Source organism: Hungatella sp. SL.1.14 (genome assembly GCF_024460495.1).
Classification (GTDB): domain Bacteria; phylum Bacillota; class Clostridia; order Lachnospirales; family Lachnospiraceae; genus Hungatella; species Hungatella hathewayi.
This window is the reverse complement of sequence record NZ_JANFYJ010000014.1, coordinates 15,353-30,566: the sequence shown is the minus strand read 5'-3', so window position 1 is coordinate 30,566 and position 15,214 is coordinate 15,353. Positions and strand designations below refer to the sequence as shown.

Here is a 15,214-nt window from a genome sequence, read left to right as displayed (position 1 = left end):
AAGCAGGAGAGCTGCAGGACAACCCTGGCGGAACACGGATTCCGGCAGGGTTAGTTTTGCGGCTGCCTGCTTTCTGTATTTTCTATGAAAACAAAGGGGGAAGACCATGGCGACGGTCTGCGGATTTGTAGAACGAATTAAATATCGCAATGAAGAAAATGGCTATACGGTCTTAAGCCTCACGGATGAAGGAGACGAATACACGCTTGTCGGTAACTTCCATTATATCAGCGAAGGCGAGATGGTGGAGGCCACCGGCCCCATGACCGAGCATCCGGTTTATGGGGAACAGATGACGGTGGAAACCTATGAGATCAAGACTCCCGAGGATACCGCTGCCATGGAGCGCTATCTGGGATCCGGCGCGGTGAAGGGAATCGGAGCCGCGCTGGCGGCCAGGATCGTCCGGCGCTTTAAAGCAGATACGTTTCGAATCATGGAGGAAGAACCGGAGCGCTTATCCGAGGTAAAGGGAATCAGTGAGAAAATGGCCATGGCGATTTCCGAACAGGTGGAAGAGAAGAAGGAGATGCGCCAGGCCATGATGTTCCTCCAGGAATACGGCATTTCCATGAGTCTGGCCGTGAAAATCTTTCAGGAATACGGTCCCAGGCTCTATACCGTGATAAAAGAAAATCCCTATCAGCTGGCGGATGATATCGCGGGCGTGGGCTTCAAAATGGCGGATGAGATCGCCAAGCGGGTGGGGATCTTCACGGATTCGGATTTTCGTATTAAATCGGGAGTACTCTACACGCTTCTTCAGGCCACGGCAAACGGCCATACGTACCTGCCGGAGGATGAACTTCTCTCACAGGCGTCAGAGCTTTTGCGGGTAGAAAAGGAATCCATAGAAAAGCATCTGATGGACATGCAGATCGACAAGCGCCTGGTGATCCGGGAGTCGGAGGGAATCCGCATTGTCTATGCATCCCAGTATTACTATATGGAAATGAGCGTGGCGCGTATGCTCCACGATTTAAATATCAGAGGCAGGGAGCCGGAAGAGACAATCAGGAAAAAGCTGCTTCAGATTCAGAAGGAAGAGTCGATCGAGCTGGACGAAAAACAGGTTCAGGCGGTGGTGGAGGCGGTAAACAGCGGCCTTCTTATCATTACGGGAGGACCCGGAACCGGAAAGACCACGACGATCAATACCATTATCCGGTATTTTGAGAGTGAGGAGATGGAGATCCTTCTGGCTGCGCCTACAGGAAGGGCGGCAAAGCGAATGACCGAGGCTACCGGCTATGAGGCCCGGACGATCCACCGTCTGTTGGAAATTTCCGGCATGCCCGGGGACGAGCGTTCTGTCGGCATGCATTTTGAGAGAAATGAGGAGAATCCGCTGGACGCAGATGCCGTCATCATCGATGAGACCTCTATGGTGGATATCCATTTGATGCAGTCCTTATTAAAGGCGGTAAATCCGGGAACGAGGCTGATTCTGGTGGGTGATGTGAACCAGCTGCCCAGCGTCGGCCCCGGCAATGTGCTGAAGGATGTCATTGAAGCCGGCTGTTTTAATGTAGTTATGTTAACCAGAATCTTCCGGCAGGCGAGCCAGAGCGATATCGTTGTCAACGCCCATAAGATCAACGCGGGCGAGACGGTTCCGCTTGGCAAGAAGAGCAATGACTTCCTGTTTATTAAGCGCGACGATCCCAACACGATTATAAACGCCATGATTACCCTGGTGCAGAAGAAGCTGCCGGGATACGTGGGGGCAGACCCCTATGATATCCAGATCATGACTCCCATGCGAAAAGGCGCGCTGGGAGTGGAACGGCTGAATACCATCCTGCAGGAGTATTTGAATCCGCCGGATAAAAGCAAGCTGGAGAAGGAGAGCGGCGGTGTGACCTTCCGGGTGGGCGACAAGGTCATGCAGATCAAGAACAATTACAACATCGAGTGGGAAGTGCGGAATAAATACGGGATCCCTGTAGACAAGGGAACCGGTATTTACAACGGAGATATCGGAATTATCCGGGAGATCAATTTGTTTGCGGAGCTGGTGACCGTGGAATTCGACGAGGGCCGTATGGTGGAGTACAGCTTTAAGCAGATGGAAGAACTGGAGCTGGCCTACGCCATCACCATCCACAAATCCCAGGGAAGCGAGTATCCCGCTGTGGTGATTCCCATTTTCAGCGGTCCGAAGATGCTGATGACCCGGAACTTAATCTATACCGCCGTGACACGGGCCCGGGCCTGCGTCTGCCTGGTGGGAGTGCCGGAGGTGTTCCAGGCCATGGTGGACAATGAGATGGAGCAGAGGCGGTATTCGGGGCTTAAGGAGAGGATTTGTGAGATTTATCAGGTGGAATGATTGATACAGCTTCCACCTGTTTTTGTCATGTTGAGTGCGGCACTGTACGCGCTGGGAGTCATCCCGGTCTTCTTTTTAAAAAGCTGGGAAAAGTAATGAGGATTGTTTCCGCAGCCAACCTTTTCCGCAACAACCTGAATTTTTTCACCGGCAGCCATATACTCTTTCGCACGGGTAATCCGGATATCGGTCAGGTAATCGGAAAATTTGCGCCCGGTTTCTTTAAAAAAACGCTTGCTGACGTAATCTACATTCATAAACAGAACCTGTTCTGAGATGAATTTAAGCGTCAGTACAGAGTTTCCCAAATTGTTTTCCACATAGGTTGTGATCTGCTCCACCATGGAACTGGCGCTGTTTTCCTTTGATGGCGAGAGAAGCAGATATTCCAGGTGATCCAGAATCAATGGTTTCAGCCTTTTGGGATCAGTTTCTCCGTCAATCTCAATCAGCCATTCCGTAAGGGTTACGGCAGAGCATGAGGGATTGTCAGCAGCCGCTTTCAGGAGCAGATTTCCGGACAGCTGTTTTAAGAAAGCGGCGTCTTCGATTCCCGTCAGAAGATCAGCAAGGCTGTGAAAGATATCTGCTGATTCGTGTTTTATCTGCTGATACAGATGCTCTGCCTCGGACATGAGAGAGTTGTAATTGCAGGTGTAGAGCAGATGAAAGTTGTTAATATAATAGATGGTACTGAACCGCTTTAATTTAACAAGGATGATTTCAAGCAGTTTATACAGGCTGGGATATGTCTCTTTCTGTATCTCCAGACCCACAGGCTGGGAGGGGATCGAAAGGTTACGGATCAATTGCATCAGCAGGTCGCTGTCTGCTGAATAATCCTTATAAAAGAGAAGCAGGGTGTTATGTACATAGGTACCGTGCATGGTGACCTGCGGCAGATTTTGTTCGCAGAACAGCTTCAGTTCATGTAGGAAGGAATCCAGGCTGTCTATTTCAAGAAAGAACACGTAGAGAAGCTGGTACGGGGTGGAATAAAAATCGAGATACGGCTCATAGGAACGGAGAATATCAGGCAGAGCCTTTTTCTGCCCCAGGCTTTCACTGATTACACTGGAGACGATGTTGTGGTGCATGCTCCCGGTCAGGAGAGCATGGCCGCTTTCTAAATACCTCGTCCGTTTTCTGGCATAGCTGTCCTTCGCGGCCTCTGCGATGCAGTCTGATATCTGTGATTTATTGCAGGGCTTCAGCAGATAATGCTTTACGCCATACTTCATGGCTTCCTTTGCGTATTCGAATTCTCCATATCCGGATAATAGGATAAATCGTGTATCGAGATCCATAAGAGATACTTTTCTGATCAGTTCCAGTCCATCCATACCAGGCATCCGGATGTCGGTCAGGACGATGTCGGGGTCCTCATCAATAATCATATCGTAAGCCTCAAGGCCGTTTCTGCATAATCCGGTCAGCTCTACTCCGAGTTTTTCCCAGTCAATAAGACGGGAAATACTCTCTCTTATGACGCGTTCGTCGTCGGCAATTATCATTTTCAGCATACGATTTCCTCCTGATCGGTAATATAAGGCATGTGAATCCGGGCAACCGCCCATTCCTGGTCATTGTACAGGGTCAGGCCGTATTCTTTTCCAAACATCAGCTTGATCCGCTCGTCGATATTGATGAGGCCGATCCCAAAGCCGTGCGGCCTGATCTCCTGTGAACGAAGCTTTTCCAGCAGACACTCTTCAAAGAGTGAACCGTCATTTTTGACCAGGACCATCAGGCTGCCGGATTCCTGCTGATGTTCAATGGTTATTTCAATGGAGCACAGTTCCGTGGATTCCTCCAGACCGTAATTAATTGAATTTTCCACCAAAGGCTGGATACACATTTTGGGAATCTGAGCATTGTATAAGGCTTCATCGCAGTGTATGGAAAATTCCAGCCGGTCCTCAAATCGGTATTTCTGAATCGTGATATAGGCGGTTACGATCTCCAGCTCTTTTTTCAAATCAAAATGGGAGGTGGAATTGCTGAGTGTGGCGCGGAGCAGAGTTCCCAGCGATTCTATCATGGACGAGATTTCCATGTTTCCTGCCACCTGTGCCCGCCAGTTGACGGATTCCAGAGTGTTGTACAGAAAATGCGGGTTTATCTGAGTCTCCAGGGCTTTTAGCTGAGCATCCTTTTTCCACAGTTCATTTACGTAGTTTACCTGTATTAAATGTCTGATTTTTCCGGCCATGCTGTCAAACTGCCGGTTTAAAAGGCCGAATTCATCCCTGCGGCTGCTGTAGTCGTAATCGCTGTCAATCACTGCATTTTCATCGGTGCTGAAGGCCTCCATCTTGCGAATCAGACCCTGCGTGTGTCTGCTGATAAAGGAGATCATGGACTCAGAAAAGATGATAGCTAACAGAATGCTCAATATAATCATGACAATACTCAGCGTCCGAACAAAGGATACTGATTTGAAAATAGGATCATAGGAGAGATAGCATACGTAAGTCCAGCCAATACCGGGAATTACATCCTCCGTCACAAAATATCTGTGTCCATCGACATTCATGATATCATAACTCCGCATGGCTGAAGCCTTCCTCTGGTCATGAATAGTGGCCGATATGGGATTATCGTTGTAAATGATCGTATCTCCGGTCATGATATAATACTGGGGATTCTCATACAGCGGATCTCCTTTGTTTAAAGAATTCATTAACCCATCCAGATCAATGGAGACAAGAAGCGTTCCGAGCTCTTCCAGATTGGAGCTTTGGATATTTTTAATGAGCCGTCCCATAAAAATTCCATATTCATTTCCGTAATCACATATCCATACCGGACGGCCGTCTCCGTCATGAGCTGCGTTAAGGACACTGCGCTCAATCTCCTCCGGTGTTTTGCGGGAGCCGAGAAAGTTTGAATAGGTGATAAAATCAGGATTATTGAGGGTAATATAGCTGATAAAATTAGGCTTGTACTGTTGATAGTATTCCAAAACCGTATAGGACAGTTTTTTATAAGCCTCTGTACGTATCCGGGGATTATCCGAATGTCTGACGTCGGATAAGTTGCTTTGAATATTGGAATCAGACAGCATGAGGCCTGACATGGTTTCAATGTTGGATAAGTAGTAGGAGATGGTAGTCGCAGAGTAGGAAAGATTGTTTGCTATGGTCTTTTGAAGCAGTTTTAAGTAGGCGTCAGAGACTACGGAGATTCCCGCCAGACTGACACCGGATATCAGAAAAATAGAAACAAGAACAATGGTAAGTATTTTTCTTTTCAAAGATATATTGGAAAAAATCAGTTTGATTCGATTGACCAGGCCTTTCACTGTGCTGCCGCCTCCCCGTTCCCATATGCTGTGAGCCGTTATGATGATACTATTATCATAAGAAAACACTGGGAAAAAAGCAAGAATAAGCGCAGAAGAAGACGGTTTTTTGATACAGGATACCGGAATATTGGATTAAAATTATGGATTTTCGGTGATATACTGAGGGCAGTTGAGGACAACGAAAAAGAAATGAGGGGGAAAGAAGATGACGAAAAAGGAGCGGGTACTGCATGCGATCAGGGGTGAAGAGACGAAAGGGATTCCTTCCTGCTTTTCCATGCATTTTTCACCGGAATATGCGAACGGAGAGAATGCGGTTCGTGCACATGTTGATTTTTATAAGCAGACAGATGTCGATATTCTCAAAATCATGAACGAGAATCTGGTGACCTGCGATCATGAGCTTCACACGATACAGGATTATACGGAATTCCAGAGGATTACCGCAGAACAGCCTTTTATGAGACGGCAGGTGGATCTGGTCAAACGGATCCTGGATGAAACGGGAGGAGAATGCTATACCATAGGCACCCTTCACAGCGTAGGTACTTCGGCCATGTATCATCCGTTTAAACCGCAGGGATACGGATATGACCAGTCCAGAAAAATCTTTGACGCATGGCTGAAAGAGGACCCTGTAAAGATGCTGGAGGCTATGAAAAGAATCACAGACGGACTCTGTGAACTGGCGGTAAAATACATAGAAGTAGGTCTGGACGGCGTCTATGTGGCTTCACTGGGAGCAGAGAGAAGATTTGGACTTACCAGAGAGCAGTTTTTAAACTGGATCGCACCTTTCGACCAGATGATCATGAGGGCGGTAAAGGAGGCTGGCGGAACCTGTTTTCTCCATGTATGCAACCGTGATGTCAATCTGGATTATTACCGCGATTACGATGATAAGCTGTATGATGTGGTGAACTGGGGAACGTTTGAAGTTCCGTGTTCCTTAAAAGAGGGAAGAGAAATATTCCATCAGAAGACGGTAATGGGTGGCCTTGCTAACCGGCAGGGGGTGCTGGCAGCAGGAAGCGAGGAGGCGCTTGTAAATACGATCCGCTCGGTGACAGAGACGTATGGAAGAAAAGGGTTTATCCTTGGAGCCGACTGTACCGTGGCGACGGAACAGGACTTATCAAGAATCAGATTAGCAGTAGACACTGCGAGAAAATTATAAAGGAGAAGGACTATGAAAAAAAGAGGATTGGTTATGATGGCGGCTGTGCTTGCGGCAGCAGGACTGGCCGGATGCGGCGGCAATTCAGCAGAAAAACAGCAGAATACTACTCAGGCGGCTGAGAGTACGGCAGGGCAGGAGAGCAGCAGCGGAAAAGAAACAACAGCAGAAGCGGGAAATACTCAGGGGGATAAGACGGAACTCACCATTACCTGGTGGGGAAGCCAGCAGCGGGCGGAGCTGACACAGGAAGCGCTGTCACTGTATGAAGCGGAGAATCCCGGCGTTACCTTTGACGGCCAGTTCCTGTCAGGAGCGGATTACTGGAATAAGCTGGCGACTTCAGCGGCGGGCCATACCATGGCTGATGTGGTGCAGATGGACAAGGCGTATATTCAGCAGTATGTGGACAACAGCATGCTGGTTGATTTGCAGCCTTATGTGGACAGCGGTGTTATTAATATGGAAGATGTGGATAAAACAGTACAGGAATTTGGAAGGATCGGAGACGGGCTCTATGCCATCTGTATCGGTGTTAACTCTCCTGCACTGCTGTATAACCAAACGCTGCTGGAGGAAAATGGAATAGAGCTGAAAGACAACATGACTATGGATGAGTTCCTGAATGTGTGCAGACAGGTAAAGGAAAAGACGGGGTATAAAACCAATCTGCAGTACAATAATGGAACCTCATGGATGGACTTCTTCCTTCGTTCAAAGGGAGAGTACTTATTTGGGGACGGTGCGATCGGCGCATCGAAGGAAAATCTTACTGAGTATTTTAACCTCTATAAGATGGGAATCGATGAAGGCTGGCTGATTGACCCCAGTGTTTTCGCAGAGCGGTCCATCGGACAGCCGGAGCAGGAACCGCTGGTCTACGGTTCAGATCCGTCTAACATGTCATGGTGTGCGTTCTACTTTTCCAATAATATGAATGCCGTCACGAACGCAGCGCCGGAGGGTATGAAGATCGGTATTACCACCTGGCCATCCGACGATGCAGTGAAATCCAATTATTTAAAGCCAAGCATGTTCTTTTCTGTCTCTGTTGACAGTGAGAAACCGGAGGAGGCCGCTAAGCTTATAGATTACTGGACTAATTCGGTGGAATGCAACAAGATTCTTTTAGGTGAGCGCGGAGTACCCGTGTCGTCTGTTGTGGCGGACGCTATTGCCGCAGATATGAGCGAATCTGATCAGAAGGTGGTCGATTATATTAATAATGTTGTAACACCCAAGTGCTCTACGGTCAGCCCGGCTTCGCCTAACGGAGCTACGGAAGTGTATGATGTTGTATATAAAATGCAGGAGAAGATCTGCTACGAGGAGATCACTCCGGAAGCGGCGGCAGAGGAACTGTTAAAACAGGGCAACAAGATATTACAGAGCAAGCAATCATAGGAACGAAGGGGCTGCTGCAAAGGAGCGGCAGCCCTTTCTGCGCCTGAAAACAGCGAAAAACAGTCAGAATGGCGGTGGTTGATATGGATCATATATGGTTTAAAATAAAGACAGAGTTAAATAAGAACAGTACGGCAGGCGTTGTATTTGCACTGCCATTTGTCATTGGATTTTTGATGTTTATGGTAGTTCCCATGGGAATGTCGCTGTATTACTCATTTTGTGAATTTGAAATACTGGGGGCTCCGAAATTCATTGGTCTGGGCAATTATCTGAAAATGTTTACGGAGGATGAGACCTTCTACAAATCAATTTCGGTGACCTTTTTTTACGCCTTAGTCTCGGTTCCTCTGCGTCTCATATTTGCACTGATGGTAGCCATGATTTTGCAGAGAACGACGAAAGCAACCGGTTTCTACCGGGCTGCCTATTACCTTCCGTCCATCATCGGCGGATCAGTGGCGATATCGATTCTGTGGAAGCGGCTGTTCGCAGAGGACGGCACGTTTAACCGTATTCTTCAGATCATAGGCGTCAACAGTCATTTTTCCTGGCTGGGTAATAAACATACCGCGATCTGGGTCCTGATTATTCTTGCAATCTGGCAGTTTGGTTCCTCCATGCTTATCTTCCTGTCGGCATTAAAGCAGATACCGTTTTCCCTCTATGAAGCATCGCGGGTAGACGGGGCGGGGAAGACAAACCAGTTTTTCCGGATTACACTGCCTCTTTTAACACCTACGATTTTCTTTAACCTGGTGATGCAGATGATCAGCGGCTTTCTGGCATTTACGCAGTGTTTTATCATTACGCAGGGAAGGCCCATGAGTTCTACGCTTTTCTACAGTGTCTACATGTACCAGCAGTCCTTTGAATTTTACAATACGGGATATGGCGCCGCCATGGCGTGGGTTATGCTGCTCTTGATCTCTGTCATAACCGTGTTCCTGTTCTGGTCGAAAAAGTTTTGGGTGTATGAAGGAGGGAACTGAGGCTTATGAAGAGAAAACGGATGGCCGGGAAAATTGTGTATCATATACTGGTCAGCATCGGAGCATTTATCATGGTATATCCGCTGCTCTGGATGGTGATGAGTTCTTTTAAGGAGACAAATACAATCTTTACCACGGCAGGCCAGCTTATACCGAAGGAATTTACGCTGGAGAATTATAGAAACGGCTGGAAGGGGTTCGGAAAAGTAAATTTTGGCACCTTTTTTAAGAATTCGTCCCTGATATCGGTTTTAGCAACAGCCGGTACCATACTGTCCTCTGCTTTTGTGGCGTATAGCTTTTCAAGATGCAGCTTTCGGGGGAAAAAACTCCTGTTTTCCGCAATGCTGGTGTCCATGATGCTTCCGGCACAGGTTCTGATGATTCCGCAGTATTTATGGTATCAGAAGCTGGGCTGGGTCGGAACGTATCTTCCGCTTATCGTGCCTTACTGCTTTGCGGTCCAGGGATTCTTTGTTTATCTGATTATGAATTTTATTAATGGTATTCCAACAGAGCTTGACGAGGCGGCCAAGATCGATGGCTGTTCCTATTATTCGATATTTTTCCGTATTATTCTGCCGCTGGTGGTACCGGCGCTTATTACAGCCGGCATCTTTTCCTTTATCTGGAGATGGGAAGACTTTCTGTCACCGCTGCTGTATGTGAATAAATCGGAATTATACCCCATCAGCCTGGCGTTGAAGCTGTTTTGTGATCCGGCTTCCACTTCAGACTACGGTGCCATGTTCTCCATGTCAGTCCTGTCGATTTTGCCGCTGATGCTTATTTTTATCCTGCTTCAGCGGTATCTGGTGGAGGGAATTGCTTCCTCCGGCATTAAGGGATAGGTGAAGTGTATGAACCGGGAGAGAGAAGCAGAACTGAGACAATGGATTGATGCACATGAGGAGGAACTGGTCCGGGATATCAGGAAGCTGGTAAGAATCCCCAGTGTCTCGCGGCCGGAACAGGAACGGTCAGATGATACGGTGAAAGCGGCGCACTGCATGATGGAAATTGCGGCACAGTATGGACTTCATGCGGAGAATTGTGAGGACTGCTGTGTAAAGATACTTTACGGGGCTGGGGAAAACGAGGTACAGGTATGGGGGCATCTTGACGTCGTGCCCGCCGGTGAGGGCTGGATCTATCCGCCGTGGGAGTGTACAAGGAAGGGCGATTTTCTGATCGGAAGAGGTGTTTCAGATAATAAGGGGGCGGTAATCGCGGTCCTTTACTGCCTCAGATATCTGAAGGAGCATAGCATAAAGCCATGTTTCCGTATTAGTCAGATCTGTGGCCTGAGCGAAGAAACGGGGATGGCTGACGCAGCCTGGTATCTGACGAAATGGCCGGCACCAGATTTTGCATTTGTATCGGACTGCCGTTTCCCTCTGTGCTATGGAGAGAAAGGCAGATGTGTGCTGACTCTGAAGCGGGACTCTGTTCCGGACGTGATTCTGGATATGTCAGCGGGGGAGGCATCCAACAGTGTACCGGCAGAGGCCGTGATCTGCATTGACTGTTCCGCTCATATGGGAGACCGGAAGGCGGAGGCTTTGCAGCTGGGCATGGACATGAGAGAAGAACTGTCCGGCAATACAGTGCGCTATACGGTGAAAGGCATACCGGGGCACGCAGCGGCACCGGACCGCTGTGTAAATCCCATTGGTCTGGCAGGTATGCTGCTGAAAGACGGAAGCGGGCTGAAACCGGAGGAAAAGCATTTTCTGGAATTTTTTCAGACAGCCTGTCTGGATGGATATGGAAAAGGACTGGGGATTGCCTCCAGTGATCCGGTTTTTGAGAAGCTGACGTGTGCCGGCACTGTTCTGGAGATGAAAAACAGGACGGTTACCCTGACGATGGATATCAGATATCAGCCTTCAGTAAATGCGGCGGATATCGTGAAGCAGGTGCAGAAAACAGCGGGACTCTATGGATTTGTACTTTCTGCCGAAGAACATAGAGATGGATACTGCGGCAGCATCGATTCGGAGGAGGTTAAGGCGCTGCTGTCCGCGTACGACCATGTGGTAAAGGACGGGAAAAAGCCGTATGTGATGGGAGGCAATACCTATGCGGGAATGATACCAAATGCGGTTTGTTTTGGACCGGGTATTCCCAAGGACTACTCTGAACTTGAACTGCCGGCAGGGCATGGAGGCGGCCATGGCTGTGATGAAATTCAATCGATATCCAGTCTTAAGAAAGCAATGGAGGTCTACGTGCACGCTTTCATGAATCTGAATGACTTATATGAAAAGAGGAGCAGAAAAGAAGAAAGGGATTGAAAAAAAGAACATAACTGCTATAATGGGACTATACTTCGGTATGGTCCCACATTATTATTCGGAACATCCACAGCATTACTCTTATCTTTTTTATTCAGAAACAGAATCATTCATGACAGATTCCCAACAGGAGAATAAAATATGAGGAACGAGACTATTACGGTTCTGCTCAGAGCCTTTTTAACCGATCTCCTATTTCCGCGCCGCTGCCCCGTCTGCGGCGATATCGTGCTGCCCAAAGGAGAGCTGATCTGCCCGGCATGTGTGAAAAAACTGTCTTTTGTGAAGCAGCCTGTCTGCAAGAAGTGCGGAAAGGAGATATCCAGTGCCGAGAGGGAGTACTGTCTCGACTGTACGAAGCATAAGCGTTCCTTCGATTATGGGCGGGCACTGTTAAATTATAATGACACCGCGAAAAAATCCATGGCAGATATCAAGTACAGAAACAGGCGGGAATATCTTGATTTTTATGCGGAGGCGGTCTGTCTGCGGTATGGGACTGCTTTGCTGCGGCTGGGAGCCGACGCTCTGGTGCCGGTTCCTGTCCATCCGTCGCGGCGGCGTCAGAGGGGATTCAACCAGGCTGAGATTTTTGCCTGCCGGATTGGAGCCAGACTGGGAATTCCGGTGCGTACAGAGCTGCTGGTGCGCAGTAAGAAGACTGCGCCGCAGAAACAGTTAAATCCAAAGGAACGGCTTCATAATCTTGAGGAGGCGTTCATGGCGGGAGAGGTACCAGAAGGGGTAAGGCGGGTGATTCTGGTGGATGATATCTATACGACCGGAAGCACGATCGAGGCGTGCACCAGGGCTCTTTTGCGGACGGGGGTGAAAAATGTCTATTTTATTGCGATTTGTATTGGACGGGGACAGTAAAATATTGTAATATAGGAAAAGAAATTAGAAACGCAGGAGGAACTGTTTATGGAAATCAGAATTGCACAGGAGGAGGATGTTCCTTATCTTCTGGATATCTATAACTATGAGGTGCTGCACGGGGAGGCGACCTTCGATATCAATCCAAGGACGCTGTCGGAGCGTCTCGACTGGTACTATGCCCATAACATAAGCAATCATCCCCTGATTGTGGCGGTGGAAGACGGCCATGCCGTTGGCTATGCCAGCCTGTCTCCCTATCGTGTGAAGGAAGCCTACGCGGCAACCGTGGAGCTGTCGGTCTATGTTCACAGAGATTACCGGAAGCGCGGAATTGCCAGGAAGCTGACGCTGCATATATTGAATATGGCCAGGGAGGATGAACGCATCCATACCGTTATTTCCGTGATTACCGGCGGAAACCAGGCCAGCATCCATCTGCACGAGGAACTGGGATTTCTGCACTGTGGGACGATCAAAGAAGTGGGCGTGAAGTTTGGAAAGTATCTGGATATTGAGAATTATCAGATGATGGTGTAAGAGAAAAGAGGGAGCGGAAATTCTGCTTCCTTTTTTTTTCTTTCCCCTCCTCTCATTACAACTCTTCCGCGAAAAATAACGAAAAATTTTCCTTAAAATCATAGTTTCGTATCCTGTTTATTTTCCGCGATACCACTATAATGAACATAGTAACTTGAGACAATGTGTAGGAATCAGGGAGAAGGAGGTAATTTATGAAACGGGTGTTAGTTCTATGTGATGACCTGTGGCATCCGGCAGAGGTGATCGAAAAAGGATTTGCGCTGATGGAGGGAGATGCGTATCAGTTTGATTTTATCCTTGCGGTAAAGGATATTCTTACCCCGGAACGGCTTGCGCAGTATCCGGTTGTGATCAACTGCAAGAGCAATAATGTGATTGCGGCCAATACGGAGCCATGGTTTGAAGAGGGGGTGACGGAGGTCTGCCCGCAGCAGTTCTTAGAATATGTGGAAAATGGCGGGGGCTTTATTTCCATTCATTCCGGCAATGCGTTTTCCGAAAAATTCTGTAAACCGGAGGAAAAGTTCCAGAAGCCATGCAGAGAATATATTGAGTTTGTCGGAAACCATTTTACGGGTCATCCGCCCCGCTGTCCGGTGAGCGTCCGCGTGACGAATCCGGAACATCCGATTATGAAAGGGGTAAGTGATTTTACCGAGCGCGATGAACATTATCAGGTAGAGGTATTTGGAGAAGGCGCAGAGACTTTGTTTGAGACAGTCTCGGAGACGGGAGGCGTTCAGACCGGCGGATACGTGAAAACGATAGGCAGGGGAAAGCTATGCGTTCTCATGCCGGGGCACACTCTGGCCGTATGGGAAAATGAGAACTTCAGGCGGATCGTGCGGAATGCCATAGACTGGTGCATGTGAGAATGGTAAAGGAGATAAGATGAGATCAGTGCTTATAACGGGAGCTGACAGAGGCGTTGGATTCGCCCTTTGCCAGCAGTTCGTGGAAAATGGATGGAAAGTATATGCCGGTCAGTTTATGCCTGATTGGGCTGAACTAAGTAATCTGCAGGACACATACAGAGAACAGGTCGAGATCATTCCCTTAAATGTGGCAGACACGGAATCTGTAAAGAATGCAGCCAGATATGTGGCAGAACGTACAGAAGTATTGGATATGCTTGTCAATTGTGCCGGAATCGGAGGCATGGAGGATGACAGGGCCGCCATGAAGGCTGTCTTTCACGTCAATACCCTTGGCCCCATGCGCATGGTGGAGGCATTTCTTCCACTGATGAAGAAGGGACTTAAGCGGCTCTGCTTCGTTTCATCGGAGGCTGGGAGTGTTTCTGTCGCCCACCGTGCCGAGGGCTTTGCCTACTGCATGTCAAAGACGGCGCTGAATATGGAAGTCAGGCTGATGTTTAACCGACTGTCCAAAGAGGGATATACCTTCCGGCTGTATCATCCCGGCTGGGTGCGCAGCTATATGATGGGCGTCAAGAGCACAGTCGGCAATTTTGAACCTGAGGAGACTGCCGCGGTGGCATATGCACAGTTTGCAGAGGACAGAGACTGGGAAGATGTGCTTGCTATGACAGACGTATCCAATGAGTTCTGGCCGTTTTAGGAGGAGAAGCGATGAGACAGACTGTATTAGTTGTGGGGGCGGAGTACCGGGAGGCGCTTGAGACCGCCGTCTGGTATTTAAAACGTGGAGATGCCGTCTACGTGGGAGTTACAAATGGAGAAGCATGGCTTGCCGAAAAACTGGAAAAGGAATATCCGGGCCTGAAAGCTATGCTGATCGATCTGGGAGCAGAGGAAACAAAGGAATTAACGGAGCGGATCACAAGGGAAGAAAAAAAACTGGATATTCTGGTACTTTTAGCGGGCCGTCATGCGAAAGACGATGGGGAGATAGGAAAATACCATGACTACGATGACATACTCCGTGTTTTAGATTATAATATAAATGGATTGCGTCAGGTAATAGAAAACGCACTGCCTCTCTTAAGGCAGGGAGAAAAAAAGCGGATTGCAGTGATTACCGAAAGCGGATCCAGTATCAGCTGGACAAAGGAAACGGATGATTTCGCATATCATATGTCACTGGCGGCGATTCATATGATGGAAAAGCTGTATTTTAACCGTCTGCGGCCAGAGGGATTTACCTTCCGCTGTTACACGGAGGAAGGAAGCGGGGGAATCTGCGGTGCGGAATATATTGAGCGTGGACTCTGCTATGATGAGAAGGAGCCGTATATTCATTCTGATGAGAACCGCCTCGTTATGAGAGACCGGTATCTTCATGAGATTCCGTGGTAAAGGAAGC

General features: G+C 48.4%; 13 protein-coding genes. 11 read left to right on the top strand and 2 right to left on the bottom strand.

What is annotated here, in order from left to right; genetic code table 11:
- The first annotated feature begins 106 nt into the window (after positions 1 to 106).
- Positions 107 to 2,332, top strand: a complete 2,226-nt coding sequence (gene recD2 / locus NE473_RS15825; RefSeq protein ID WP_006772388.1) for an SF1B family DNA helicase RecD2 — start codon at positions 107 to 109, stop codon at positions 2,330 to 2,332.
- On the opposite strand, the gene NE473_RS15820 is transcribed toward recD2, so the two are convergent.
- Together NE473_RS15820 and NE473_RS15815 are read right to left on the bottom strand one after the other, a co-directional pair.
- Positions 2,320 to 3,855, bottom strand: coding sequence for a response regulator transcription factor (locus NE473_RS15820; protein ID WP_006772387.1), 1,536 nt, complete (start codon positions 3,853 to 3,855; stop codon positions 2,320 to 2,322). The two genes, recD2 and NE473_RS15820, sit on opposite strands and share 13 nt — an antisense overlap.
- The gene (locus tag NE473_RS15815) at positions 3,849 to 5,636 is read right to left on the bottom strand and encodes a cache domain-containing sensor histidine kinase (protein ID WP_070102833.1); all 1,788 of its coding nucleotides are present in this window, start codon (positions 5,634 to 5,636) and stop codon (positions 3,849 to 3,851) included. Before NE473_RS15815 ends, NE473_RS15820 begins: the two co-directional genes overlap by 7 nt.
- Positions 5,637 to 5,844: 208 nt before the next feature.
- Here NE473_RS15815 and NE473_RS15810 point away from each other — a divergent pair, with 208 nt between their 5' ends.
- The 10 genes from NE473_RS15810 (at position 5,845) to NE473_RS15765 (ending at position 15,207) form a co-directional block, all read left to right on the top strand.
- Positions 5,845 to 6,816, top strand: a complete 972-nt coding sequence (locus NE473_RS15810) for a uroporphyrinogen decarboxylase family protein (RefSeq protein ID WP_256265340.1) — start codon at positions 5,845 to 5,847, stop codon at positions 6,814 to 6,816.
- 12 nt (positions 6,817 to 6,828) lie between these two features.
- The gene (locus tag NE473_RS15805) at positions 6,829 to 8,220 is read left to right on the top strand and encodes an ABC transporter substrate-binding protein (RefSeq protein ID WP_055651610.1); all 1,392 of its coding nucleotides are present in this window, start codon (positions 6,829 to 6,831) and stop codon (positions 8,218 to 8,220) included.
- Positions 8,221 to 8,303: 83 nt separating this feature from the next.
- Complete coding sequence (locus NE473_RS15800; RefSeq protein ID WP_055651611.1) at positions 8,304 to 9,212, top strand: carbohydrate ABC transporter permease; 909 nt, start codon at positions 8,304 to 8,306, stop codon at positions 9,210 to 9,212.
- Positions 9,213 to 9,217: 5 nt separating this feature from the next.
- Positions 9,218 to 10,063 (top strand): carbohydrate ABC transporter permease, encoded by an 846-nt coding sequence (locus NE473_RS15795; protein ID WP_055651612.1) that lies wholly within the window; start codon positions 9,218 to 9,220, stop codon positions 10,061 to 10,063.
- A 9-nt stretch (positions 10,064 to 10,072) separates the two neighbouring features.
- Positions 10,073 to 11,509: a Sapep family Mn(2+)-dependent dipeptidase gene (locus NE473_RS15790; RefSeq protein ID WP_242866224.1), complete on the top strand. Its 1,437-nt coding sequence runs from the start codon at positions 10,073 to 10,075 to the stop codon at positions 11,507 to 11,509.
- Between the two features lie 141 nt (positions 11,510 to 11,650).
- A complete protein-coding gene (locus NE473_RS15785) occupies positions 11,651 to 12,385 on the top strand; it encodes a ComF family protein (protein WP_055651614.1) in 735 nt (244 codons plus the stop codon).
- A 48-nt stretch (positions 12,386 to 12,433) separates the two neighbouring features.
- Complete coding sequence (locus NE473_RS15780; RefSeq protein WP_006772377.1) at positions 12,434 to 12,925, top strand: GNAT family N-acetyltransferase; 492 nt, start codon at positions 12,434 to 12,436, stop codon at positions 12,923 to 12,925.
- 194 nt (positions 12,926 to 13,119) lie between these two features.
- Positions 13,120 to 13,800: a ThuA domain-containing protein gene (locus tag NE473_RS15775; protein ID WP_055651615.1), complete on the top strand. Its 681-nt coding sequence runs from the start codon at positions 13,120 to 13,122 to the stop codon at positions 13,798 to 13,800.
- 19 nt (positions 13,801 to 13,819) lie between these two features.
- Entirely contained in the window at positions 13,820 to 14,509 is a 690-nt protein-coding gene (locus tag NE473_RS15770) for an SDR family NAD(P)-dependent oxidoreductase (RefSeq protein WP_055651616.1), read from the top strand.
- Positions 14,510 to 14,520: 11 nt separating this feature from the next.
- Complete coding sequence (locus NE473_RS15765; RefSeq protein ID WP_055651617.1) at positions 14,521 to 15,207, top strand: SDR family NAD(P)-dependent oxidoreductase; 687 nt, start codon at positions 14,521 to 14,523, stop codon at positions 15,205 to 15,207.
- Positions 15,208 to 15,214: the final 7 nt, after the last annotated feature.